Origin of the sequence: Microbacterium sp. NPDC058021, assembly GCF_042885955.1 — a bacterium.
In the GTDB taxonomy this organism is placed as follows: domain Bacteria; phylum Actinomycetota; class Actinomycetes; order Actinomycetales; family Microbacteriaceae; genus Microbacterium.
The window spans coordinates 64,710-88,470 of record NZ_JBHVRF010000006.1 but is presented as its reverse complement, the minus strand read 5'-3'; the positions used below and the strand labels follow the sequence as shown (position 1 = coordinate 88,470).

The window sequence follows — 23,761 nt, the reverse complement described above, 5'->3', positions numbered from 1 at the left end:
CTCAGCCGGTGGTGCGCGTGTAGCGCCAGGGCAGCGCGGAGAGGTCCAGCCGGTGACGCGCGGCCGACGCGGCCGCCGGGTGGTACTGGCCGTCCTCCCGCCAGAGCAGGGTGCGCCCTGCGGAGCCCGGGAGGGCGAGCGTCTCGAACACGTGGATGCCGCCCAGCCGCGCCGCGGCGAGCGCCCCGTCGACGTCGTGATGATCACGCAGCCCGTGAAGGGTGACCCACGTCGGCGGGTACAGGATCAGTTCGCCCCGCCCGTGGGCGGCGAGCGCGTCGGCCGGCGTGAGCCAGCGCGCGGCGACCGCCTCGGCTTCGGCCAGGCGCAGCGGCGCGTCCGGCGCGCGCGTCACGAAGAACCAGGTGCGGATGCGAAGCGGCACCCCTGCGGGTGGCGTCCACCGGGCCAGCGGCACGAGCGCGGCGGGATCGACGGCGAGCCCCGCCTCCTCCTCGGTCTCCCGCACGGCGGCCAGGCGCGCGGCATCCGCCTCGTCGGCATCGGGCGTGACCCGGTCCTGCGGTTCGAGCTTGCCACCGGGGAACACCCACGCTCCGGCGAACGACCCGCGGTCGGGACGCTCCAGCATCAGCACCTCCGGGCCCGCCGTCCCGTCGCGCAGCAGCACGACGGTCGCCGCCACCGGGAGGTCGCCGTCGCCGACCCCTGGCAGCGACGTCACGGGGTCGCGTCGGTCGCGGGGTCGCCCGCTGCGGCATCCAGGGCCTGCTCGAGGCGCTCCACCTTGCCGTCGATCTCGCCGGTGTGGCCGGGGCGGATGTCGGCCTTGAGCACGAGCGACACGCGCGATCCGAAGGGCATCACGGCCTCGGTGGCGCGCTTGACGACAGCGAACACCTCGTCCCACTCGCCTTCGAGCTCGGTGAACATGGATGTCGTCCGGTGCGGCAGCCCCGAGGCGCGGACGACGGCGACCGCGGCGGCGACGGCGTCGTGCACCGAGCCGTCGGCACGTCCGGTGCCGCTGGGGGCGACGGAGAAGGCGATGAGCATGGGAACCTCCGGGGATCAGGGGGCGGGAGCGAGGATGCCGCGACGCGCGACGCGGTGCGCCGGTACGCGCGCGAGGCGCACCAGAGCCCACGCGAGCAGCGCGATGTACAGGACGTTGCGGGCGGTGAGGACGGCGATGGCGAACGGCTGGGTCGAGAGCACTCCGGCGTAGAGCACGGGATACACGACCTGGGTGAGCCCGGCGATGACGAGCCCGAGCGTCGCAGGGCCCCACCAGCGGTGCCGGTCCAGCACGAGCCCGAGCACGAGAGGCGCCGCGATCCACGTCGCGAACTGGGGCGAACCGACCTTGTTCACCACGATGAAGGCCATCACGAGCGCCAGCGCGAGCGGGGGGAAGAGCACCGCGTAGCGGGCGCCGAGCCAGGCCTTGCGCAGCCCGACGGCGGCGATCGCGGCGACCGCGACGACCAGCAGCGGGGTCATGAGCGCGATGACCACGTCGACCTGCGGGCCGGTCACCTGGAAGGTGAGCAGCTCCCCGTCGTAGAAGACGTGGGAGCCCGGCACCTGCAGCACCGCGCGCCACAGGTAGTACGCGCTCACCGGCGCCTCGATCTGCAGTCCCCGGTCGGTCTGGCCCGTGACGAACCCGAGGGCGTGCGCCCCGCCGCCGGCGACCGCGATCACCCCGAGCGTCGTCGCCGAGACCGCGACCGCGCCGGTGACGACCCCGAGGCGCCGGCGCCCGGCCACGAGCGCCGATGCCAGGAGCGCCGCCGGCCACACCTTGATCCAGGTCCCGATCGCCAGCAGCGCCGATGCCAGCACCGGCCGCCCGGCCAGCCACAGGCATCCCGCCACGGCGAGGGCGGCGGTGAGCCCGTCGAGCCGGTACAGGCCCACGGGTCCGAGGAGCGCGATCAACGCGAGCCAGAACCAGGCCGCCGTCGTACGCCCCCTGGAGCGACCGCGGCCCACGAGAAGCGCGAATGCGCACGCGTCGATGAGCGCCACGAGCACGACCCACCCGATGGTGTAGCCGCCGGCCCACGCGAACAGCCACGCCAGGATCATGGGCACGAGCGCGAGCTGCGGGTACACCCACCGCTCGGTGATCCCCATGATCTCGCGCGTCCCCGGGCAGAACCCGTCGACGTCGCCCCACAGCGCGCACGCCGACCACGGCTGGTACACCCGGTAGACGTCGCCCATGGGCTCGTTGGGCAGCACGAAGCCGAGACACGCGACGCCGACGTGCACGACGACGAACGCCACCCACAGCACCGCCCGCCTCGACACGATCCTCATCCTACGGACGGCACAGCCCGCGCCCGCGCGCGGCACGCATGCCGCTCACGCACGTCCCGACAGCACGTGCGCCACCACGCGGGGCAACGCCTCGGCCACGTCCAGCGCCGTGATCGGACCGCCGCCGACGTCGCGCGCGGCCCTCACACCCGCCTGACCGTGCAGCCAGGCGGCGGAGGCTGCGGCGCCCACCAGGTCCGCTCCCGCAGGGCCGTCAGCGGCGACGGCACCGGCCACGAGCGCGCCGAGCACCCCGCCCAGCACGTCGCCGGTGCCCGCGGTGGCGAGCCAGGGCGTGCCCGCACGCACGCGCACGAGGCGTCCGTCGGGGGCCGCGACGAGCGTCTCCGCGCCCTTGAGCAGCACGACGCCGCCGAGCGCCGCGGCGGTCTCCGCTGCCGCGGCGGCCCGGTCGGCCCGGTCGTCGGCGGCATCGAACACGTCCAGCCCCAGCGCGGCGCGCAGCCGCGCGTGCTCGCGGTCGTGCGGGCTGACCACGAGCGGCGCGGATGCCGCGGGTGCAAGATCCAGCGCCCCGGCGTCGACGACGACGGGCTGCTCCCCCGACAGCACCTCGCGCAGCGCCGCCGTCTCCTCGTCGGTCCGGCTCGCGGCATCCGTCCCCGACCCGATCAGCCAGGCCTGCACGGCACCGGCCACCGTCACGGTCTCGGGGCGGCGCTGCAGCACGGCGGCGGCCGCTCCTGCGGGACCGAGGTAGCGCACCATGCCGATGCCGGTGCGCCAGGCCGCCTCTACCCCCAGCACCGCGGCACCTGGGAAAAGGTCCGATCCGGTGCGCACTCCCACGACACCACGGGAATACTTGTGATCGGCGTCGGTCGGCATCCGCAGGGTTCCGGCCACGTCCTGCCCACTCCACGCGCCCGCTGAAATCATGGGCGCCACCCTACCCGTGCGGAGGCACCGTGAGCCTGCTGTTCACCCCCCTGACGATCGGCACCGACCCGGCGACCGCGGTCACCGCCCGCAACCGGCTGTGGGTCGCGCCGATGTGCCAGTACTCGGCGCAGGACGGGGTGCCGGGCGAGTGGCATCACGTCCACCTCGCCCAGTTCGCGTCGGGCGGCGCCGGTCTGGTCGTCGCCGAGGCCACCGCCGTCACCGCGGAGGGCCGCATCTCGCCCGAGGACACCGGGCTGTACACCGACGCGCAGCGCGACGCCTGGGCGCCGATCGCCGCCGCCATCCGCCGCCGGGGCGCCGTCCCCGCGATCCAGCTCGCGCACGCCGGACGCAAGGCCTCGACGTGGTCGCCGTTCTCCGGCCACCGTGGCAGCGTGCCGCCCGAGCAGGGCGGCTGGTCCACCCTCGCCCCGTCGGCGATCGCCTTCGAGGGCTACGCGACGCCGGAGGCGCTGGATGCCGCGGGAATCGACCGCATCGTCGATGCCTTCGCCGCCGCCGCGGTGCGCGCCGTCACCGCCGGCTTCGAGGTGCTCGAAGTGCACGCCGCGCACGGCTACCTGCTGCACGAGTTCCTCTCGCCGCTGTCCAACCGACGCGACGACGCGTACGGCGGTTCCCTCGAGAACCGGGCGCGACTGCTGCTGCGGGTGTGCGACGCGGTGCGCGAGGCCGCCCCCGGTGTTCCGGTGATCGCGCGCTTCTCCGCCAGCGACTGGGCCGACGGCGGCTGGGACGTCGCCGACACCGCGACGGTGGCGCAATGGGTCGTCGAACGCGGCGTCTCGCTCATCGACGTGTCCAGCGGCGGCCTCGTCGCCCATCAGCGCATCACCACGGGTCCCGGGTATCAGGTGCCGTTGGCCGCGCGGGTGAGCGAGGCCGTGGCGGTGCCGGTGAGCGCGGTCGGCGAGATCTCCGACGCCGCCCAGGCCGAGGCGATCCTCGCCGCCGGCGAGGCGGAGGTGATCATGGCCGGGCGCGAATGGCTGCGCGACCCGCACTTCGCGCTCCGCGCCGCCACGGAGCTCGGCGACGACATCGGCTACTGGCCGCCGCAGTACGTCCGCGCCCGCCGCCGCTGAACCGCCGAAGGGGCCGGACGAAACCGGCCGGCCCCTCGGCCGTGGTCAGCGCAGGCGCCGGGTGGCGTCCTGCACCTCGCCGACGAGCTCCTCGATGATGTCCTCGAGGAACAGCACCGCCGTCGTCTGGCCGGACGAGTCGCGCACCTGCGCGAGGTGGCGACTGGAGCGCCGCATGATCGCGAGGGCGTCCTCGAGGTCGGTCGTCTCGGACACCGGCACCATCTGGTGGATGCGCTTGGGTTTGACCGGCTCCGTCGCCGCGGCGGCATCCGCGCTCTCCGCCTCGCGCAGCACGTCCTTCAGGTGGACGTAGCCCAGCGGCATCCCCTCGCCGTCGACGATCACGTAACGGGAGAAGCCGTGCTTGGCGACCGCCCGCTCGATCTCGTCGGGGGTCGTGGTCTCGGGCAGAGTCACCAGCGACGACAGCGGCACGGCGACGTCCTTGGCCTTCTTGTCGGTGAACTCCACCGCCATCGCCACCGTGCCGGCGGTGTCGTCCAGCACCCCCTCGATGCGCGACTGGTTGACGATGGTCACGACCTCCTCGAGCGTGAAGGTCGATGCGGCCTCGTCCTTGGGCTCGACCCGGAACAGCCGCACCACGTGGTTGGCGATCCAGTTCAGCGTCACGATGATCGGGTGGAACAGCTTCGACGTCCACACCAGCGGCGTCGCCAGCATCAGCACGGCGCGGTCGGGCAGCGAGAACGCGAGGTTCTTCGGCACCATCTCGCCGAACACGACGTGCAGGTACGACACCAGCAGCAGCGTGATGACGAACGCGATGACGTCCACGGCACCCTCGCCCCAGCCGGTGAGGCCCAGCGGCGCCGCCAGCAGGTGGTGGATGGCGGGTTCGGAGACGTTGAGGATCAGCAGCGAGCAGATCGTGATGCCGAGCTGGCACGTCGCCAGCATGAGGGTGGCGTGCTCCATCGCCCACAGCGCGGTCTTGGCGGCGCGGGAGCCCTTCTCCGCCAGCGGCTCGATCTGCGAGCGTCGCGCGGAGATGACGGCGAACTCGGCGCCCACGAAGAACGCGTTGAACGCCAGCAGCACGACCAGCCAGGCGATTCCGGCCCAGTCACTCATCGCCGGCCCCTTCCTCGGCGGCATCCGCCATCGGGCGCGGGATGAACCTCACCCGATCCACGCGGCGACCGTCCATACGGTGCACCGTGAGGGTGCCGTCCTCCACCTCGACCTCGTCGCCGACGACCGGGATGCGTTCGAGCACGCTCATGATGTATCCGCCCACGGTGTCGTACACGTCGCCTTCGGGCACGCGGATGCCGGTGCGGTCGCGCACCTCGTCGGGGCGCAGGTCACCCGGGAACGTCACGGCGTCGGCGGTGCGCACGATGCCGGCGCGGCTGCGGTCGTGCTCATCGAGCACCTCGCCCACGATCTCCTCGACGAGATCCTCGAGCGTCACGACGCCGGCGGTGCCGCCGTACTCGTCGACGACGATCGCCATCTGGTAGCCGCGGGCACGCAGCTCGGAGATGAGCGCGTCCAGGTGCACGGCCTCGGGCACCCGCAGCGGCTCCGACGCGATCGCCGCGGCCGGGACGTCGGCCCGCCGCTCGCGCGGGACGCTGACGGCGGCCTTGACATGCACGACGCCGGTGATGTCGTCCATCGAGTCGTCGTACACCGGGAAGCGGCTGTGCCCGGTGCGGCGGGCGAGCTGGATGACGTCCTCGACCGAGTCCGAGGCCGCCACCGCCTGCACGCTGGGGCGGGGGGTCATCACGTCGGCCGCGGTGAGGCGGGCGAAGGTGAGCGAGCGGTGCAGCAGCGACGCGGTGTCCTGCTCGAGCACCCCGGCGCTGGCGGAGCGGCGCACGAGGCTCGACAGCTCCTCCGCGGTGCGGGCGCCGGAAAGCTCCTCCTTCGGCTCCACGCCCATTGCGCGCAGGACCCCGTTGGCGCTGCCGTTGAGCACTGTGATCGCCGGCTTGAACACCGTCGTGAAGCCCACCTGGAACGGCATCACGAGCTTGGCGGTCTGCCGCGGGATCGCCAGGGCGAAGTTCTTGGGGACGAGCTCTCCCACGATCATCGAGAAGAGGGTCGCGATCGAGACGCCGACGACGGCCGACACCGGACGCGACACCGCCTCGGACCAGCCCCAGGCCGAGAAGACCGGCGCCAGCAGGTTCGAGATCGCCGGTTCCATCGTGTAACCGGTGAGGAGCGTGGTGAGAGTGATGCCCAGCTGCGCGCTGGACAGATGGGTGGAGGTGATGCGCAGTGCCGAGATCGTCAGCGACAGCCGCGATTCACCGGCGGCCTGGCGGGATTCGAGGTCCGCGCGGTCGAGATTCACCAGGGCGAACTCGCTCGCCACGAACAGGCCCGTCCCCACCGTGAGGAGCAGCCCCACACCCAACATGACGAAATCCATCAGGCGTCACCGCCGGTCATGCGGGGGGAGGGTCGGTGGGGCGAGCGTCTAGAACTGGGAGGGTCGTCCATCGTGCGCAAGATTCTACGGTACGCAGGCGCACGTGATCCTGAGGATCCGCGTCACCAGCTGACCGGCAGCGCCTTGCCCTCTTCGTAGCCGGCAGCCGACTGCAGCCCCACCAGCGCGCGGTCGTGGAACTCCGCCACCGATGCCGCCCCGGCGTACGTGAACGAGGACCGCACCCCCGAGGTGATCATGTCCAGCAGGTCCTCGAGCCCCGGCCGGAGCGGATCGAGGTAGATCTTCGACGACGAGATCCCCTCGGCGAACAGCTCCTTGCGTGCCAGCTCGTACGGGTCGAGCCTGCCGAACCGGTCGTGCACGGCCTTGGTGGATGCCATCCCCCACGACTCCTTGTACGCCCGCCCCTGCTCGTCCAGCTGCACCTCGCCCGGCGCCTCGATCGTGCCGGCGAACCACGAGCCGATCATGACCGACGCCGCCCCTGCTGCCAGCGCGAGCGCGACATCGCGCGGGTAGCGCACTCCGCCGTCCGCCCAGACGTGCGCGCCCTGCTCGGCCGCCGCCTGCGAGGTCTCGAGCACGGCGGAGAACTGCGGCCGGCCGACGGCGGTCATCATGCGGGTCGTGCACATCGCGCCGGGGCCGACCCCCACCTTCAGGATCGACGCGCCCATCGCGACGAGGTCCGCGACGCCTTCGGCGGTGACGACGTTGCCGGCGGCGATGGGGATGCCGAGATCCAGCCCCGACACGGCGTGCAGCGCCCGCAGCATCCCTTCCTGATGGCCGTGGGCGGTGTCGACGACGAGCACGTCCACGCCGGCCGCGGCGAGCGCCTGCGCCTTGGCCGCCACGTCACCGTTGATGCCGATGGCGGCCGCGACGATGAGCCGTCCGTCGCGGTCGACGGCCGGCCGGTACAGCGCCGAGCGCAGCGCGCTGCGGCGCGACATCGTGCCGACGAGGTAGCCGTGGTGCAGCACGCACACCACATCGGCCTCCGCCGCCACGATCACATCGAACGCATGCCGCGGCGTCTCGATGTCGTCGGCGTCGATCGCGGCGGGGACCCCCCGCACCAGGTCGCCGAGCCGCGCGTCCGGGAGCGCCGTGCCCAGGCGCACGGCGGGCACGACCCCGAGCACGTCGTCGCGGGAGATCTCCCCCGCGGGACCGCTGCCGGGGGTGCGTGCCACGACGATGCCGTGACCCTCGGTGGCCGGCAGCAGCCGGCGCCCATCGGCGACGGTCGCCTCCGGCGGGAGCACGAGGGGGCTGTCCCACTGCACCGGCTGTTGCTTGACCCAGCGGATCGCGGCATCCAGTTCCTGAAGCGGCATGTCCTGCGGCAGCACACCCAGCCCGCCGCGACGGGCGAGCACCGATGCCAGCCGCGCCCCGGTGACGGAGTTCATGTTCGCCGACACCACCGGGATGGTCGCCGGTGTCCCGTCGCCGGGCGCGAGATCCACTTCCAACCGGCTCTGCACAGCCGATCGGCGCGGCACGAGGAACACGTCGGAGTACGTCAGGTCCACCTGGGGCCGCTCGCCGGAGAATCGCATGCGTCCACGCTAACCGCGCATCCCGGGCACGTCGCAAGGGTGATCCACACCGAATGCACGGATCGGCACCGGAAGTCGGCACCGAAAAGGGTTACCCTAGATAGCTGTGTGCACGCAGGCGATGACGAGGCCGCGTGCGATCGAATCTTCACCGAAGAAAGCAGGCGATCCAGCGTGTCCAGCCAGGTGACCGGCGTCGGAACCTCGAGCGAAGGCGAGTTCGGTGCAAACGCCTGGCTCGTAGACGAGCTCTACGAGCAGTTCAAGGCGGACAAGAACTCCGTGGACAAGGCCTGGTGGCCGGTTCTGGAGGCCTACCAGCCCGAAAACGCCGCCCCGGCAGCAGCGGGGGGTGACGCCGCGAGCACGGCCGCTCCGGCGGCGGAGCCGCACCCCGTCACCGCCCCGATCCCGGTGATCGGCAACCAGCCGGTGGCACGCACGACCGCAAAGCCCGCGGCGCCGCAGCCGATCCCGGCGCAGGCGCAGGACCGCGCGCCGCGCGAGCCCGGCGAATCGGGCGAAGACGTCGTCACGCCGCTGCGCGGCATGACCAAGACCCTCGCGGCCAACATGGACGAGTCGCTGACCGTCCCCACCGCCACGAGCGTGCGCACGATCCCGGCGAAGCTGATGATCGACAACCGCATCGTCATCAACAACCACATGGCCCGCACGCGCGGCGGCAAGGTGAGCTTCACCCACGTCATCGGGTGGGCGCTCATCCAGGCGCTGAAGCTGTTCCCGAGCCAGAACGTGTACTACGCCGAGGTCGACGGCAAGCCCGCCGTCGTGGCGCCTGCGCACATCAACCTCGGCATCGCGATCGACATCCCCAAGCCCGACGGCACCCGCGCGCTGCTCGTGCCCAGCATCAAGCGCGCCGAGACCCTCACGTTCGGCGAGTACCTCACCGCCTACGAAGACCTCGTCACCCGCGCCCGCGCCAACAAGCTGACCGCCGCGGACTTCCAGGGGACGACGATCTCCCTCACCAACCCCGGCGGCATCGGCACCGTGCACTCGGTGCCGCGCCTCATGAAGGGCCAGGGCTGCATCGTCGGCGCCGGCGCCCTGGAGTACCCGGCCGAGTTCCAGGGATCCAGCGAGAAGACCCTCGTCGGCCTCGGCATCGGCAAGACGATCACTCTGACGAGCACCTACGACCACCGCGTCATCCAGGGTGCCGGCTCCGGGCAGTTCCTCAAGATCGTCCACGAGATGCTCACGGGCGGCCACGACTTCTACAGCGACATCTTCGCGGCGCTGCGCATCCCGTACGCGCCCATCCACTGGGCGAACGACATCAACGTCGACCTCGCCGAGCGCGTCGACAAGACCGCCCGCGTGCAGGAGCTCATCAACTCCTTCCGCGTGCGCGGTCACCTCATGGCCGACATCGACCCGCTGGAGTACGTGCAGCGCACGCACCCCGACCTCGAGATCGAGAGCCACGGGCTGACGTTCTGGGACCTCGACCGCGAGTTCGTCACGGGCGGCTTCGGCGGCAAGCGCGTCATGAAGCTCCGCGACATCCTCGGGGTGCTGCGCGACTCGTACTGCCGCACGATCGGCATCGAGTACATGCACATCCAGGACCCGGTGCAGCGCACCTGGTTCCAGGACAACGTCGAGGCCAAGTACCAGAAGCCCACGCACGACGAGCAGCTGCGTGTGCTGAGCAAGCTCAACGAGGCCGAGGCCTTCGAGACCTTCCTGCAGACCAAGTACGTCGGCCAGAAGCGCTTCAGCCTCGAAGGCGGCGAGTCGCTCATCCCGCTGCTGGACCAGGTGCTGCGCGGGGCCGCCGAGGCGGGCCTGGACGGCGCCGCGATCGGCATGGCCCACCGCGGCCGCCTCAACGTGCTGAGCAACGTCGCCGGCAAGACCTACGGCCAGGTCTTCCGCGAGTTCGAGGGGTCGGTCGCGATCGGTTCCAAGAGCGGCTCGGGCGACGTCAAGTACCACCTCGGCACCGAGGGCACCTTCGTCGCCGACGACGGCAAGGAGCTGCCGGTCGTGCTGGCGGCCAACCCGTCGCACCTCGAGACGGTCGACGGGGTGCTGGAGGGCATCGTCCGCGCCAAGCAGGACCGCAAGCCCATCGGCACGTTCTCGTGGCTGCCCGTCCTGGTGCACGGCGACGCCGCGTTCGCAGGTCAAGGCGTGGTCGCCGAGACGCTGCAGATGTCGCAGCTGCGCGGCTACCGCATCGGCGGCACCGTGCACGTCGTGGTCAACAACCAGGTGGGCTTCACCACGCTCCCCCAGGACGCGCGCACGTCGGTATACGCCACCGATGTCGCCAAGACCATCCAGGCGCCCATCTTCCACGTCAACGGCGATGACCCCGAGGCGGTCGTGCGGGTCGCGGAACTCGCGTTCCGCTACCGCGAGGAGTTCCACCGTGACGTCGTCATCGATCTCGTCTGCTACCGCCGCCGCGGTCACAACGAGGGTGACGACCCCTCGATGACGCAGCCGCTGATGACGAACCTCATCGAGGCGAAGCGCTCCGTGCGCCGCCTGTACACCGAGGCCCTCGTCGGTCGCGGTGACATCACCGAGGAGGAGTACGAGCAGGCCAAGCGCGACTTCCAGTCGCGTCTGGAGATCGCCTTCGCCGAGACGCACGCCGCCGAGACCGGGTCCTCCCCCGTCGTCGACGCGGATGCCCCCGCCGTCGAGCCCGCCAGCGGCGAGCCGGAGACCACCGGGGTGTCCCGCGAGGTCGTGCACCTCATCGGCGACGCGTTCGTCAACAAGCCCGACGGCTTCACGGTGCACAACAAGCTGCAGCAGCTGCTGGACAAGCGCCTGGACATGAGCCGCAACGGCGCCATCGACTGGGCCTTCGGCGAGCTGCTGGCATTCGGCTCCCTCCTGCTGGAGGGGACGAACGTGCGTCTGGCAGGCCAGGATGCCCGCCGCGGCACGTTCGTTCAGCGTCACTCGGTGCTGCATGACCGCGCGAACGGCCAGGAATGGCTGCCGCTGGCCAACCTGTCCGAGAACCAGGGCCGCTTCTGGGCGTACGACTCGCTGCTCAGCGAGTACGCCGCGATGGCCTTCGAGTACGGCTACTCGGTCGAGCGCCCCGACGCGCTCGTGCTGTGGGAGGCGCAGTTCGGCGACTTCGCCGACGGCGCGCAGACGGTCATCGACACCTACCTGTCGGCGGCCGACCAGAAGTGGGGCCAGCAGTCGAGCGTCGTGCTGCTGCTGCCGCACGGCTTCGAGGGTCAGGGTCCCGACCACTCCTCCGCCCGCATCGAGCGCTACCTGCAGATGTGCGCGCAGGACAACATGACCGTCGCCCGCCCGTCGACCCCGGCGTCGTACTTCCACCTGCTGCGTCGTCAGGCCTACGCCCGCCCGCGCCGCCCGCTCGTGGTCTTCACCCCGAAGGCGATGCTGCGTCTGCGCGGCGCGACGAGCCCCGTCGAGGACTTCCTCACCGGCCGGTTCGAGCCCGTGATCGACGACGGCCGCGGCCTGGACAAGGGTGCCGTCAAGCGCGTGCTGCTGCACGCCGGCAAGATCCACTGGGATCTGAAGGCGGAGCTGGAGAAGAACCCGAACCCCGAGATCGCCCTCGTGCGCGTGGAGCAGTTCTACCCGTCGCCCATCGAAGAGCTCAACGCGGTCATCGACAGCTACCCGAACGCCGAACTCGTCTGGGTGCAGGACGAGCCCGAGAATCAGGGCGCCTGGCCGTTCTTCGCGCTGGAGATCGTCAAGCACCTGCACGGGCGCACCATCACGCGCGTCTCGCGCGCGGCGGCGGCCTCCACGGCCACCGGATCGAGCAAGGTGCACGCGATCGAGCAGGCCGAGATCATGCGGGCAGCCCTCACGCTGTAAGCGCGCCGGACACGAAGAGGGGTGGATGCCACACGGCATCCACCCCTCTTGTGTCGATCGGGCGGGTCAGTGCGCCGCCTGCACGGCGCGCAGTCGCGCCAGCACCTGGTCGCGCAGCTCCTCCGGAGCAGTCTCCTTGCAGGCACGCGCGACCACCTCGGTGAGGGTCGTCGCCACGAGCGCCTCGTCCCGGCAGGCCGGGCAATGGCTCAGGTGCTCGGTGATGTCCGCATGCTCCGTCTTGCACACCTCGTTGCGCAGATACTCTTCGAGGTCGCGGCGGGCCTTCTCGCAGCCGCAGTCGGTCATTTCGCACTCCTTGTCGCGGTCGTGTCGATGCCGCGCTCACCGGCATAGTCGGCGAGCAGTTCGCGAAGCATCCGCCTGCCACGGTGCAGGCGGCTCATCACGGTGCCGATGGGGGTCTTCATGATGTCGGCGATCTCCTGGTACGCGAATCCTTCGACGTCGGCGAAGTAGACGGCGAGACGGAAATCCTCGGGGATGGACTGCAGTGCGTCCTTGACCACCGATGCCGGCATGTGGTCGATCGCCTCGGCCTCGGCCGAGCGGGCGCTGGTGGCGGTCGTCGATTCGGCGCCGCCGAGCTGCCAGTCCTCGAGATCGTCGATCGTCCCCTGGTACGGCTCCCGCTGCTTCTTGCGATAGGTGTTGATGTAGGTGTTGGTGAGGATCCGGTACAGCCACGCCTTCAGGTTCGTCCCCTGCGTGAAACTCGCCCACGAGGCGAACGCCTTCACGAACGTCTCCTGCACGAGATCGGCAGCGTCTGCGGGGTTGCGCGTCATGCGCATGGCCGCTGCGTACAGCTGGTCCATGAACGGCAGCGCCTGCTCCTCGAACTGCATGCGTGCCTGGGTTGCGGAATCGACCTCGTCGCTCATCGCGACCCAGTCTACGTCCGCTCCCTCCGCCACCCACTGGGGAGCATCGAGCGTGATCATGCGTCTCCTATCGCCGCACTTCGCGTGCGGTCCTTTATGGTGGAACGCGATGAGCATCGCAGAGTATTCCCAGACACCGCCCGCGGAGAGCGACGGCTGGCTCGCGCCGACCATCGCCGGCACGCTGGACGTCGTGATCGCCGTGCCGGGCTCGAAGTCGCTGACCAATCGCGAGCTCATCCTGGCGGCCATAGCCGAAGGCCCGGGACGGCTGATAGGCCCGCTCCATTCTCAGGACTCCGCCCGCATGATCGAGGCGCTGCGCGCGCTCGGTGTGGACATCCAGGAGGTCGAGGGCGACGGGATCTTCGGACCCGACCTCGTCGTCACCCCGGTCTCCCCGCTGGCCGGCGACGTGGTCGTCGACTGCGGTCAGGCGGGCACCGTGATGCGCTTCGTCGCCGCCATCGCCGGCCTCGCCTCGGGGGAAGTCACCCTCACCGCCCACGAGACGGCGCTGCACCGCCCGATGGGCGCGATGATCACGGCGCTGCGGGCCGTGGGCTCCGACATCGACGACGAGGGCACGTGGGCGCTCCCCTTCGTCGTGCGCGGCCACGGGCACGTGCGCGGCGGCGAGGTGGAGATCGATGCGAGCGGCTCGAGCCAGTTCGTCTCCGGCCTGCTCTTGGCAGCCCCCCGCTTCGACGTGGGCATGACGCTGCGTCACGTCGGTGGCCGGCTGCCCAGCATGCCCCACATCGACATGACCGTTGAGGCGCTCGGCCGTCGCGGCGTGCACGTGGAGCGTCCCACGCCCACCGAGTGGATCGTGCCGGCGGGCCCCGTGCGCGCCAAGGACGTCACGATCGAGCCCGACCTCTCCAACGCGGCGCCGTTCCTGGCGGCGGCCATGATCGCCGGCGGCCGCGTGACGGTCACCGGCTGGCCGGCCCACTCCACGCAGCCCGGCGCTCTGCTCACCGAGATCCTCCCCGTCATGGGCGCACGCGCACAGCGGCGCGGTGGTGCCCTCATGGTCACCGCCGGCGCCACCGGGATCCACGGCATCGACCTCGACCTCTCGGCCGCGAGCGAGCTGACCCCGACGCTGGTGGCCCTCGCCGCCTTCGCCGACGGGCCCACCACCCTCACCGGCATCGGCCACATCCGCGGCCACGAGACCGACCGCATCGCCGCTCTGGTCAGCAACCTCCGCGCCCTCGGCGGCGAGGCGCACGAACTGGCCGACGGCATCCGCATCGTGCCGCGGGAGCTCACCGGCGGCGTGTGGAAGGCCCACCACGACCACCGCATCGCGACCGCGGGCGCCCTGATCGGACTTCGGGTCCCCGGTGTCGTCGTCGACGACATCGGCGCGACCGCCAAGACGCTGCCGGAGTTCCCGGAGCTGTGGGCGTACCTCGTGCGCCGCGCCGGGGCAGACATCCAGCGATGACGATGCACACGCGAGGTCGGCGATGAGCTGGCTCGGCGACGTCGACGACGACGACGAGTCGGACTTCGACGAAGCGAGCATCCGCACCCGCCCCAATCCCAAGTCGAACCGGCCCCGCACCAAACGGCGTCCCGCGCACGCCGACGCGCGCATCGCGCGGGTGCTGGGTGTGGACCGCGGGCGCTACACGGTGCTCGTGGACGAGGACGCCCCCGACGAGCACACCGCGCTGTCCGTGCGGGCACGGGAGCTGCGCAAGACCCCCATCGTCACGGGCGATCTCGTGCGGATCGTCGGCGACACCTCGGGCGGGGAGGGCACGCTCTCACGCATCGTGGGCGTGCAGGAGCGCACCTCGCTGCTACGGCGCTCCGCCGACGACACCGACCAGGTGGAGCGCATCGTCGTGGCCAACGCCGACCAGATGCTCATCGTCGTCGCCGCCGCCGACCCGGAGCCGCGCGAGCGATTGGTGGACCGGTACCTGATCGCGGCGCTGGATGCCGGCATCCGGCCGCTCCTGGTCGTCACCAAGACCGACCTCGCCGACCCGACGGGGTTCCTGTCGCACTTCGACGGCGTCGAGGGGCTCCAGGTGTTCACGAGCGCCCGCGGCGCCATGCCGGTCGAGCAGATCGGGCGCCACCTCACCGGCCACGCCACGGTCTTCGTGGGGCATTCGGGTGTCGGCAAGTCGACCCTCGTCAACGCACTGGTGCCCGAGGCCCGACGCGCCACGGGCCACGTCAACGTCGTCACCGGTCGCGGGCGCCACACCTCCAGCTCCACGGTGTCGCTGCGATATCACGGCGAGGACGGCAGCGGCTGGGTCATCGACACACCGGGCGTACGCTCGTTCGGCCTCGGACACGTCGACCCGGCGAACATCCTCGCCGCGTTCACCGATCTCGCCGCCGTCGCGCAGGAGTGCCCCCGCGGCTGCACGCACCTCCCCGACGCCCCCGACTGCGCGATCGCCGAGGCGGTCGCCGAGGGCCGGCTCGGCCCCAACGGGCCCGCCCGGCTCGACTCGCTGCAGCGGCTGCTCGGCACCTTCGCCGACAAGTGACGGCGGCGGCTGCCGTCGTGTCTAGGCTGGAGGGATGACGCGACTCGAACCCGGCATGCCCGCCCCCGACTTCACCCTCACCGACCAGGACGGCACCGCCGTCGGCCTCTCGTCGCTGCGGGGCCGGCGCGTGATCGTGTACTTCTACCCCGCGGCGATGACCCCCGGGTGCACGACCCAGGCGTGCGACTTCCGCGACAGCTTCCCCGCGCTGCAGTCCGCCGGCTACACGGTGCTCGGCGTCTCGCGTGACGAACCGGCGAAGCTGCGGCAGTTCCGCGAGCGCGACGGCCTCAGCTTCGACCTGCTGAGCGACCCCGACCACGCCGTGCACGAGGCGTACGGCGCGTGGGGCGAGAAAATGAACTACGGCAAGGTCGTGGCGGGCGTCATCCGCTCCACGTTCATCATCGACGAAGCCGGCATCATCGAGCACGCGCTGTACAACGTGCGTGCGACGGGCCATGTGGCGCGCCTGCGAAGCCTCCTGCAGGTGGGCTGAGCCTCAGGCGGGGTCGCGGTCGTCGCTGCCGCGCACGCCCGCGGCCCGCACCGTGAGCACGAGCACGACGAGCACGACGAGGGCGGGAACTCCCAGCGCCAGCCCGACGAGCGGGTCGCCGTAGGTTCCCGTCACGGCGCCGAGGGCCACGGCCAGCAGCAGCAGCTGCGCGACGATGCCACCGGAGCGGCCCCACGACTCCCCACGGAGGATCGCGACCGCGAAGGCGCCCATGGCGACCGCGGCGACGGCCGTGAGCACCAGCAGCGCGATGGCGCTCGCGAGCGACACGGTGTCGCCCGCCGTGAGCGCGAGGATCTGCCAGCCGACCAGGGCGGCGACTCCCAGCGCCTCGAGGGCGACCAGCGCCGCGCCGACGCGCTCGATGGGGGTGGGGGTGAGGGGTGACGGCATCCGTGATCAGCTTCCGGGTTCGAACGGGTTTGTGCGAATCCTCCAGGCCGTGGAGCAGATCCTCAGCCACTCATGACGAACACGCAGGAATGAGCTCTTGCCGGGCACGCTGCACTGTGAAACCATTGACAGGTTGTGTGCTCCCACAGCGACGTGGGGCGAGCAAGAGGCTCGCACATCCCCAGAGTACCGGAACCCGTATCGGGACTCTGAACCGCACGTGAACATTTCCCCCCACCAAGGAGCACCCCAATATGGATTGGCGCGACAAGTCCGCCTGCCTCACCGTCGACCCCGAGCTGTTCTTCCCCGTCGGGAACACCGGCCCGGCAGTGGAGCAGATCGAAAAGGCCAAGGCCGTGTGCGCACGCTGCACCGTGACGGAGATCTGCCTGCAGTACGCCCTCGAGACCGGTCAGGACTCGGGCGTGTGGGGCGGCCTGTCCGAAGACGAGCGCCGCGCGCTCAAGCGCCGCGCCGCTCGCGCCCGCCGCGCCAGCTGACGCTGAGCCCGGCTCGCACGCACACAACCTTCAGATGCGCGCACCGCTTCGGCGGTGCGCGCATCTGTGTGTCCGGGCCTCAGCCCGCCTGACGCTCGATGTAGCGCAGCGGAATGTCGATGGTCACTTCCGTGCCGCTGCCGGTGATGGTGTGCCAGTCGATCGTGCCGCCCAGCTCACCCTGGATGAGGGTGCGCACGATCTGCGTGCCCAGGCCCCGACCGACCTGCCCCTCGGGCAGGCCGCTGCCGGTGTCGCGCACGATCACCTGCAGGCGTTCCTCGCTGCGTTCGGCGGCGATCTCCACGTCGCCCTCCTTGCCGGCGAGCCCGTGCTCCACGGCGTTCGTGACCAACTCCGTCAGCGCGAGCGCCAGGGGCGTCGCGTACTCGCTCGGCAGCGTGCCGAACCGGCCCGTCGTGCGGGTGCGGGCGCGGGTGTTGGGGGCTGCGGCGACCTCGGCGACGAGCTTGAGGACCCGCGCGAAGACCTCGTCGAACGCGACGTTCTGGGCGAGGCCCTCCGACAGCGTGTCATGCACGACGGCGATGGCCGACACTCGCCGCATGGCCTGCGTGAGCGCCTCACGCGCCTCGTCGGAGTGGGTGCGGCGGGCCTGGATGCGCAGGAGCGAAGCGACGGTCTGCAGGTTGTTCTTCACGCGATGGTGGATCTCACGGATCGTGGCATCCTTCGTGATGAGCTCCTGCTCCTGGTGGCGGATCTCGGTGACATCGCGACACAGCACGATCGCGCCGATGCGCTTGTCGTGGTCGCGCAGCGGAATCGTGCGCAGCGACACGGTGACCCCCCGCGCCTCGACGTCGGCCCGCCAGGGCGCGCGCCCGGTCACCACGACCGGCAGCGACTCGTCGAACTGCCGATTGGCGGGCAGGATGCCGGTGGTGACCTCCACCAGCGACTCGCCCTCGAGTTCCTCCTCGAAGCCGAGCCGGTTGAACGCCGAGAGGGCGTTCGGGCTCGCGAAGGTCGTGATGCCGTCGGGATCGAGCCTGATGAGGCCGTCGGATGCGCGCGGGGCGCCCCGGCGGGGCGAGGTGGGGGCGTTCAGGTCGGGGAAGTCGGCGGAGGCCACCATGGCGAACAGGTCGTCGGCGCAGTCGTTGAAGGTGATCTGCTGCCGCGACGGGGTGCGCGTCTCCCCCAGGTTGGTGTGGCGGGTGAGTACGCCGAGCACGTGCGGAGGGGCATCCTCGTGCGCGCGTCGGCGGACGATGGGCACGGCGCGCACCCGGGTGGGGGTCTCCTCGAACCAGTCCGGCGAGGCCGAGTCGACGATGCGTGCGCCGGTGAACGCGTCGCGCACCTGCGTGCGCCACTGCGGCCGCACCCGGTCGCCGACGATGTCGCGGTAGAACAGCGTCGCCGAGCCGCTCGGGCGCGTGTGCGCGACGGCGATGAACGAATCGTCGGCGGTCGGCACCCAGATGACGATGTCGGCGAAGGCCAGGTCCGCCAGCAGCTGTCCGTCGCCGGCGAGGCGGTGCAGCCACTCCACGTCGTCGGCGGATGACCGACCCTGGGCATAGACGAGATCGCTGAGCGTCGACATCCTTTCACCCTAACCGGGTCGCTCATGCGGTCCGTGCGAACACTCCCCGCCCCGACCGCGCACGGCGCGGGCGCGACGTCGTCGGTGCGACGGGCGCCGAGGGCGCCACCGCCTCTCCCACCAGCCGGCGCACTCCCGCCGAGAGGGCACTGCGTCCGGCGACGTCCAGCACCGGGCGGGCGGCGAGCATCGCGGCATCGGCCGCCTTCTGGTCGTGCGGCAGGAACCAGACCTCGCGGATGCCGCAGAAGCGCTCGAGCGTCGCGCGCACCTGACCGCGCGGGTCGACCCCCAGCACGCCGCCGCGGAGTCGATTGACCACCACGACGACCGGGGTCGCGCCGATCGTCGCCCGCAGCTCGGCGTGGCCACGCACGAACCGCGCGATGCCGACGGGGTCGGCCGAGGCCACCGCGACGACGAGGTCGGCCTCGCGCACCGCGGCCAGCGTCGCGGCGTTGCGGCGCGGTCCGGCCAGATCGCTCACGATCTCCTCGTCGCGCTCGAGCGATGCCGCAACGTCCACCACGGTCTCATCCGTCCACGTCCGGCACACGCCCAGGGCCGCCGTGACGCGCTGGTCGCTGAGCTCGGGCCAGCGGCCCGGACGGTTCAGCCCGGTGAGCACCTCGACGCCACGGCCGAGCGCCACGCTCACCCGGCTGAGCTCCGCAGGGGTGAGCGTGTCGTGCTCCGCCTGCCGGCACGCCGCAGCGAATCCGGGTCCTTCGTCGGCGATGCCCAGAGCCAGGGCCAGCGACGGCGCGTGCGTATCGGCGTCGATGAGACCGACCCGCCGGCCGTCGCGGGCGAGCTCCACCGCGAGCTCCACCGCGACGGTGCTGCGCCCGGGTGCGCCGGTGGGGCCCCACACCGCGATGACGCGGCCCGAACGGGGCACGGCCGGCGCGGGCGCGGGCACATCGCCGGCGGCGAGGGCGGCGGCGATGCCGGGGGCGTCGGCGAGCGGGAGGGGGCCGGCCAGCCCGTACAGGCCGGCCAGGCGGTCGTCCCCCGCGTCGCCGAGGAGCGGCACGATGCGCACGCCGTGGCGGTCGCACAGCGACACCAGGGCCGGACCGATCGTGTCGCGACGCAGTTCCAGCAGCAGCAGGTCGGCGCCGGTGACGGCGGCGAGCAACTGCCTGCCCTCCTCGCCCAGCAGCGCGTCGGCCGCAGCCGCGGCCGGGGCGGACGCCGACACCGCGGCGACGGCGTGCACCCCGCCGCGGTCGAGGGCGAGCGCGATGTCGGATGCCGCGGCAGCGTCGACGGCCACGACGGCCGTGGTCATCGCGCACCGCCCGCCGCCGGCACCACCGACAGCGCCGCGCCGCCGGCGATCGCGGCGAGGGTCGCGGCGACGTCCGCGCGCGGGATGACGAGCTCGAGCGCGGCGCTGTCGTCGCCGACCATCGAGTCGTCCCTGGTGACGGTGGCCACCGTGGCGTCGGGCACCAGGATGCGCGGCTGCTCGTACTGCCCGTGCTCGAGGGCCGCCGCCGACCAGATCTCCACGCGCGCACCCGCGACGACCGCTGCGGGCACGTCCGTCGCCGAGCGCAGCACCACCGAGGTGAGATCGCTCGCCGACGCTGCGCCCACCGCGCTCAGCGGCACCAGCTCGCCCGCATCGATCGTGCGGGTGGCGATGGCTCCGGGTTCGAGCAGCCCCGGCGCCGCGTACGCGTCGCTCACCGGGCCCAGTGCCACATCCACCACCCGCAGCACCGTGGCATCCACCTCTTCGCCCGGGACGATCGTGCGTGCCGCGGCGAACACCGGCACCGTCTGGCGGGCGGCGGACACGACGAACCAGACCCCGGCGACCGAGGCGACGATGAGCACGATCCCGACGATGAAGCGCGTATCGGCCCAGAAGGCCCGCGGGCGCGCGGGCGGGGAATCCGATGCGATCATGCCCCCATGGTGACCGAACACGCCCGGCGGGGCGGCGGTTTATCCACAGCCCGGCGCGGGTCGGTCGGGCGGGGGCGGCGGCCCCGATAATGGGGGCATGCCCGCCGCCGTTCCCCCCGATGCGAGCCTGCTCGCCCCCGCGCAGGTCGCGGAACTGTTGAGCGTGTCCGTCGAAGAGGTCGTCGCCCTCGTGCTCGACGGCCGGCTGCGCGGCATGAAGGTCGGCTCCCCCGCGCAATGGCGCATCGAGCAGGACAGCGTCGAGGCGTACCTCGACGATCAGGCCGAAGAGGCGCGTCGCATGGCGCTGTGGCGGCAGTCCAACGCCGCGAGCTTCCCCGAACTGTGGGGACGCGGCGCGGTGCGCCGGCCCGACTGAGCCGGCATCATCCGAGGGTCGCGGCGGAATCCAGCCGCACCCACACCAGCGCCGTCGTCGGCACGATGCGGTGGCCGCTGACGGCATCGGCGCGGCGCGGCTGGTCGCGTTCGTGAAGGGCCAGGTCGAGATGATCAGCCCCGGCACGGTCGATCGTGCCGGAGAGCTCGCGACCGGCGGCCAGCGCCAGCGTCACCGGAATGCGCCGGCGCGAGAGGTCGCGCAGGACGAACCCGAGCGTCATCCGATCGGCCAGGCGCCCGACGGCGGGTTCGGCCCGGGCGGTGCGCAGCATCGCCTCGTGGGGCATCCCGATCGCCGCCGCGCCCCCGAACGGGACGAGCAGTGCCCCGCCGCGCCGCGTGGCGACGGTGAGGGCGAACCAGTCGGCGCCGACCGCCGACACGGTGCCGGCAGCCCCGGTGCCGTCGAGGCAGTCCACCGAGACCGCGGCATCCGTGCCCGCCAGCGCCCGCAGCCGTTCGCGCAGCGACAGCCGGGACAGCCGCAGCCGCTCGGCCTCGGTGTCCAGGGCCGCGCGCTCGGCCTCCCACTCGGACGCGAGCTGGTCCTCGAGGTCCTCGAACAGGCGATCCCAGCGCATCCCGCGAATGTAGCGCCCCGCTCACGCGCCGACGGGGTGTTGTCCACAAGTTGGAGGATTCTCACCCCGCGGCCCTGCGCACTGTGGTTCACTCGGTGCCACTTCCTCGCCGAGAGAAACGGACGACGCATGGTCCCCACACCCGCACCCGCGCCGCGTCCCGTTCCCTCCTCGGTCGCCGTGGACGACTTCCTCGCCCCGCAGCGCACCTCTGCCGCAGAGCTCCCCGATCCGGAGCCGCTGCTGCGCAACCTCACCCGCGGTGTGCTCGAAGTGCTCGCGGGGGTGCGGGAGGTCGACCAGCTGGCGCGCTGGTTCACCGAGGAGCCGTTCCACGCCCTCGTGACCCGGGCGAACCTCGCCACCCGAGCCCGCAGCGCCCGCGGCGTCCCCGCCGCCCGGCCCGTGCACGTCATCGGCACGATCCTGCAGTCCTCACCCCTGGACGGGGTCGTCGAGGCGGTGGTCGTCGTCGCGGGGCCCGCCCGCACGCGCGCCGTGGCGATCCGCCTCGAGGGCATGGACCACCGGTGGCGGGCGACCTCGCTCGCGCTGCTCTGACGCGCGCGGCTAGCGACCCTCGTCGTCGATCAGCTCCCGCAGCGCCCGCAGAGCGTCGCGGATCTCCTCGTGGTCGTACTGCCCCGCCCGGCTCTCGGCCGAGATCACACCTGATCGGTGGACGCGACGGAAGTCTCCGAACGGGAACGTGTACGCCTGCTTCGTCTCGCGGTTCTCGCTGCGGTCGACGCCCAGGTGCCAGTGCGCGTACTGCGTCCATCCGGCCCGGTCGATGAAGGCGTTCTCCTCTTCGGCGCTGGGAGCGGCCTCGGACCAGTCGTCGCGCTCGTCGCGGACGACCTTGCCCTCGCGGATGAGGGCGCGCGCGTGGCGCAGCGCCGGCTTGTTCAGTTCGATGGTCATGCGCCGACGATAAGAACGGCACACCGCCTCGCTCAAGGGGTTGACGCTCTCCCGCCGTCGCGGGCTACTGCTTGTAGGACGCCAGGAAGTTGCCGAGCCGTTCGATCGCCTCGGTCAGCACCCGCGCCTCCGGCAGTGTCACGATGCGCAGGTGATCGGGGGTCGGCCAGTTGAATCCGGTGCCGGGCACGAGCAGCACGTGCTCGGCGACGAGGAAGTCGTACACGAGCTTGCCGTCGTCACGGATCTCGTACACCTCGGGGTCGAGGCGCGGGAAGGCGTAGAGCGCCCCCTGCGGCTTGAGGCACGAGACCCCGGGGATCGCCTCCAGACCCTCCCACGCGGCATCCCGCTGCTCGTGCAGCCGCCCCGTCGGGGCGATGAGCGCGTCGATGGACTGCACGCCCGACAGCGCCGCCTGCACGGCGTACTGGGCGGGGACGTTGGGGCACAGCCGCGTGGATGCCAGCAGCTGGATGCCCTCGAGGAAGCCGGCCGCGTGCTGCTTGGGGCCGGTGATGACGAGCCATCCGGAGCGGAAGCCCGCCACCCGGTAGGTCTTGGAGAGCCCGTTGAAGGTGAGGCACAGCAGGTCGGGAGCGAGCGTGGCGAGCGGGATGTGCTCGGCCTCGTCGAAGAGGATGCGGTCGTAGATCTCGTCCGACAGCAGCAGCAGCGAGTGCTCACGGGCGATCTCGACGATCCCCTCCAGCACCTCGCGGGTGTAGACGGCTCCCGTGGGGTTGTTGGGGTTGATGACGACGATCGCCTTGGTGCGCGGCGTGATCTTGGAGCGGATGTCCTCGAGATCGGGCTGCCAGCCGGCGGCGTTGTCGCACCGGTAGTGCACCGGCGTGCCGTCGGCGAGGCTCGTCATCGCGGTCCACAGCGGATAGTCCGGCGCCGGGATCAGCACTTCGTCGCCCTCGTCCAGCAGTGCCTGCATCGTCATCGTGATGAGCTCGGACACCCCGTTGCCGAGGTAGACGTCGTTGGGGTCGAACGAGGGGAACCCGGGGATCTGCTCGTAGCGGGACACCACGGCCCGCCGGGCGGACATGATGCCGCGGCTGTCGCTGTAGCCGTGCGCGTGCGGGATCGACTCGATCATGTCGCGCACGATCTGGAACGGCGCCTCGAAGCCGAAGATGGCGGGGTTACCGGTGTTGAGCTTGAGGATCGTGTGCCCGTCGTCCTCGAGCCGATCGGCCTCGGCGAGTGCCTGACCGCGGATCTCGTAGAGGACGTTCTTCAGCTTGCTCGACTGGTCGAGGTTGCGCAGCGGACTCATCGGATCAGGATATCGCCGGTCCGGCCGGGCCAATGCCCGGCCGGT

At 71.7% G+C, this 23,761-nt stretch carries 24 protein-coding genes; 8 read left to right on the top strand and 16 right to left on the bottom strand.

What is annotated here, in order from left to right; all coding sequences use genetic code 11:
- Nucleotide 1 precedes the first annotated feature (1 nt).
- Genes ACFVR6_RS13725 through ACFVR6_RS13710 form a run of 4 tightly spaced genes read right to left on the bottom strand, consistent with a single transcriptional unit; the run spans nucleotide 2 to nucleotide 3,189 of the window.
- Nucleotides 2-685 carry an NUDIX hydrolase gene (locus ACFVR6_RS13725; RefSeq protein WP_386963962.1) on the bottom strand — a complete coding sequence of 228 codons (684 nt, stop codon included), beginning with the start codon at nucleotides 683-685 and terminating at the stop codon, nucleotides 2-4.
- The gene (locus ACFVR6_RS13720; protein WP_386963960.1) at nucleotides 682-1,017 is read right to left on the bottom strand and encodes a thiamine-binding protein; all 336 of its coding nucleotides are present in this window, start codon (nucleotides 1,015-1,017) and stop codon (nucleotides 682-684) included. Before ACFVR6_RS13720 ends, ACFVR6_RS13725 begins: the two co-directional genes overlap by 4 nt.
- Before the next feature lie 15 nt (nucleotides 1,018-1,032).
- Nucleotides 1,033-2,280, bottom strand: coding sequence for a glycosyltransferase 87 family protein (locus ACFVR6_RS13715; protein WP_386963958.1), 1,248 nt, complete (start codon nucleotides 2,278-2,280; stop codon nucleotides 1,033-1,035).
- Between the two features lie 54 nt (nucleotides 2,281-2,334).
- A complete protein-coding gene (locus ACFVR6_RS13710; RefSeq protein WP_386963956.1) occupies nucleotides 2,335-3,189 on the bottom strand; it encodes an ADP-dependent NAD(P)H-hydrate dehydratase in 855 nt (284 codons plus the stop codon).
- 29 nt (nucleotides 3,190-3,218) lie between these two features.
- Between ACFVR6_RS13710 and ACFVR6_RS13705 the strand changes: the two genes are divergently transcribed.
- Nucleotides 3,219-4,301 carry an NADH:flavin oxidoreductase/NADH oxidase gene (locus ACFVR6_RS13705; protein WP_386963954.1) on the top strand — a complete coding sequence of 361 codons (1,083 nt, stop codon included), beginning with the start codon at nucleotides 3,219-3,221 and terminating at the stop codon, nucleotides 4,299-4,301.
- Nucleotides 4,302-4,346: 45 nt separating this feature from the next.
- On the opposite strand, the gene ACFVR6_RS13700 is transcribed toward ACFVR6_RS13705, so the two are convergent.
- The 3 genes from ACFVR6_RS13700 to ACFVR6_RS13690 form a co-directional block, all read right to left on the bottom strand.
- Nucleotides 4,347-5,399 carry a hemolysin family protein gene (locus ACFVR6_RS13700; protein WP_386963952.1) on the bottom strand — a complete coding sequence of 351 codons (1,053 nt, stop codon included), beginning with the start codon at nucleotides 5,397-5,399 and terminating at the stop codon, nucleotides 4,347-4,349.
- Nucleotides 5,392-6,717: a hemolysin family protein gene (locus tag ACFVR6_RS13695; RefSeq protein ID WP_386963950.1), complete on the bottom strand. Its 1,326-nt coding sequence runs from the start codon at nucleotides 6,715-6,717 to the stop codon at nucleotides 5,392-5,394. Before ACFVR6_RS13695 ends, ACFVR6_RS13700 begins: the two co-directional genes overlap by 8 nt.
- A 122-nt stretch (nucleotides 6,718-6,839) precedes the next feature.
- Nucleotides 6,840-8,309 (bottom strand): GMP reductase, encoded by a 1,470-nt coding sequence (locus ACFVR6_RS13690; protein ID WP_386963948.1) that lies wholly within the window; start codon nucleotides 8,307-8,309, stop codon nucleotides 6,840-6,842.
- A 174-nt stretch (nucleotides 8,310-8,483) separates the two neighbouring features.
- On the opposite strand from ACFVR6_RS13690, the gene ACFVR6_RS13685 reads away from it, so the two are divergent.
- Entirely contained in the window at nucleotides 8,484-12,173 is a 3,690-nt protein-coding gene (locus ACFVR6_RS13685) for a multifunctional oxoglutarate decarboxylase/oxoglutarate dehydrogenase thiamine pyrophosphate-binding subunit/dihydrolipoyllysine-residue succinyltransferase subunit (RefSeq protein ID WP_386963946.1), read from the top strand.
- 66 nt (nucleotides 12,174-12,239) lie between these two features.
- On the opposite strand, the gene ACFVR6_RS13680 is transcribed toward ACFVR6_RS13685, so the two are convergent.
- Both ACFVR6_RS13680 and ACFVR6_RS13675 read right to left on the bottom strand, forming a co-directional pair.
- Nucleotides 12,240-12,482: a zf-HC2 domain-containing protein gene (locus ACFVR6_RS13680; RefSeq protein WP_386963944.1), complete on the bottom strand. Its 243-nt coding sequence runs from the start codon at nucleotides 12,480-12,482 to the stop codon at nucleotides 12,240-12,242.
- The gene (locus ACFVR6_RS13675; RefSeq protein ID WP_386964352.1) at nucleotides 12,479-13,078 is read right to left on the bottom strand and encodes a sigma-70 family RNA polymerase sigma factor; all 600 of its coding nucleotides are present in this window, start codon (nucleotides 13,076-13,078) and stop codon (nucleotides 12,479-12,481) included. The genes ACFVR6_RS13680 and ACFVR6_RS13675 overlap by 4 nt, the downstream gene beginning before the upstream one ends.
- Before the next feature lie 109 nt (nucleotides 13,079-13,187).
- Here ACFVR6_RS13675 and aroA point away from each other — a divergent pair, with 109 nt between their 5' ends.
- From aroA to bcp, 3 genes are read left to right on the top strand one after another with little or no spacing between them, the layout of a single operon-like run.
- Nucleotides 13,188-14,537 (top strand): 3-phosphoshikimate 1-carboxyvinyltransferase, encoded by a 1,350-nt coding sequence (gene aroA, locus ACFVR6_RS13670; RefSeq protein WP_386963942.1) that lies wholly within the window; start codon nucleotides 13,188-13,190, stop codon nucleotides 14,535-14,537.
- A 22-nt stretch (nucleotides 14,538-14,559) separates the two neighbouring features.
- Nucleotides 14,560-15,606 carry a ribosome small subunit-dependent GTPase A gene (gene rsgA, locus ACFVR6_RS13665; RefSeq protein WP_386963940.1) on the top strand — a complete coding sequence of 349 codons (1,047 nt, stop codon included), beginning with the start codon at nucleotides 14,560-14,562 and terminating at the stop codon, nucleotides 15,604-15,606.
- A 34-nt stretch (nucleotides 15,607-15,640) separates the two neighbouring features.
- Nucleotides 15,641-16,108, top strand: coding sequence for a thioredoxin-dependent thiol peroxidase (gene bcp / locus ACFVR6_RS13660; protein ID WP_386963938.1), 468 nt, complete (start codon nucleotides 15,641-15,643; stop codon nucleotides 16,106-16,108).
- Between the two features lie 3 nt (nucleotides 16,109-16,111).
- On the opposite strand, the gene ACFVR6_RS13655 is transcribed toward bcp, so the two are convergent.
- Nucleotides 16,112-16,522, bottom strand: a complete 411-nt coding sequence (locus ACFVR6_RS13655; protein ID WP_386963936.1) for a histidine kinase — start codon at nucleotides 16,520-16,522, stop codon at nucleotides 16,112-16,114.
- A gap of 254 nt (nucleotides 16,523-16,776) precedes the next feature.
- On the opposite strand from ACFVR6_RS13655, the gene ACFVR6_RS13650 reads away from it, so the two are divergent.
- Nucleotides 16,777-17,025: a WhiB family transcriptional regulator gene (locus ACFVR6_RS13650; protein ID WP_191718336.1), complete on the top strand. Its 249-nt coding sequence runs from the start codon at nucleotides 16,777-16,779 to the stop codon at nucleotides 17,023-17,025.
- A 79-nt stretch (nucleotides 17,026-17,104) separates the two neighbouring features.
- Here the strand turns inward: ACFVR6_RS13650 and ACFVR6_RS13645 are convergent, their stop codons facing one another.
- Genes ACFVR6_RS13645 through ACFVR6_RS13635 form a run of 3 tightly spaced genes read right to left on the bottom strand, consistent with a single transcriptional unit; the run spans nucleotide 17,105 to nucleotide 20,518 of the window.
- Nucleotides 17,105-18,598, bottom strand: coding sequence for a sensor histidine kinase (locus ACFVR6_RS13645; protein WP_386963934.1), 1,494 nt, complete (start codon nucleotides 18,596-18,598; stop codon nucleotides 17,105-17,107).
- A 22-nt stretch (nucleotides 18,599-18,620) separates the two neighbouring features.
- Nucleotides 18,621-19,892 carry an AAA family ATPase gene (locus ACFVR6_RS13640; RefSeq protein WP_386963932.1) on the bottom strand — a complete coding sequence of 424 codons (1,272 nt, stop codon included), beginning with the start codon at nucleotides 19,890-19,892 and terminating at the stop codon, nucleotides 18,621-18,623.
- The gene (locus tag ACFVR6_RS13635; protein ID WP_386963930.1) at nucleotides 19,889-20,518 is read right to left on the bottom strand and encodes a hypothetical protein; all 630 of its coding nucleotides are present in this window, start codon (nucleotides 20,516-20,518) and stop codon (nucleotides 19,889-19,891) included. The genes ACFVR6_RS13640 and ACFVR6_RS13635 overlap by 4 nt, the downstream gene beginning before the upstream one ends.
- A gap of 97 nt (nucleotides 20,519-20,615) precedes the next feature.
- Here ACFVR6_RS13635 and ACFVR6_RS13630 point away from each other — a divergent pair, with 97 nt between their 5' ends.
- Nucleotides 20,616-20,897, top strand: coding sequence for a helix-turn-helix domain-containing protein (locus tag ACFVR6_RS13630; protein ID WP_386963928.1), 282 nt, complete (start codon nucleotides 20,616-20,618; stop codon nucleotides 20,895-20,897).
- Nucleotides 20,898-20,904: 7 nt separating this feature from the next.
- Here the strand turns inward: ACFVR6_RS13630 and ACFVR6_RS13625 are convergent, their stop codons facing one another.
- Entirely contained in the window at nucleotides 20,905-21,501 is a 597-nt protein-coding gene (locus ACFVR6_RS13625; protein ID WP_386963926.1) for a hypothetical protein, read from the bottom strand.
- 129 nt (nucleotides 21,502-21,630) lie between these two features.
- Between ACFVR6_RS13625 and ACFVR6_RS13620 the strand changes: the two genes are divergently transcribed.
- Nucleotides 21,631-22,062 (top strand): Rv3235 family protein, encoded by a 432-nt coding sequence (locus ACFVR6_RS13620; RefSeq protein ID WP_386963924.1) that lies wholly within the window; start codon nucleotides 21,631-21,633, stop codon nucleotides 22,060-22,062.
- A 9-nt stretch (nucleotides 22,063-22,071) separates the two neighbouring features.
- Here ACFVR6_RS13620 and ACFVR6_RS13615 read toward each other — a convergent pair whose 3' ends face one another.
- Nucleotides 22,072-22,425: a hypothetical protein gene (locus ACFVR6_RS13615; protein WP_386963922.1), complete on the bottom strand. Its 354-nt coding sequence runs from the start codon at nucleotides 22,423-22,425 to the stop codon at nucleotides 22,072-22,074.
- Between the two features lie 64 nt (nucleotides 22,426-22,489).
- The gene (locus ACFVR6_RS13610; protein ID WP_386963920.1) at nucleotides 22,490-23,716 is read right to left on the bottom strand and encodes a pyridoxal phosphate-dependent aminotransferase; all 1,227 of its coding nucleotides are present in this window, start codon (nucleotides 23,714-23,716) and stop codon (nucleotides 22,490-22,492) included.
- Nucleotides 23,717-23,761 lie beyond the last annotated feature (45 nt).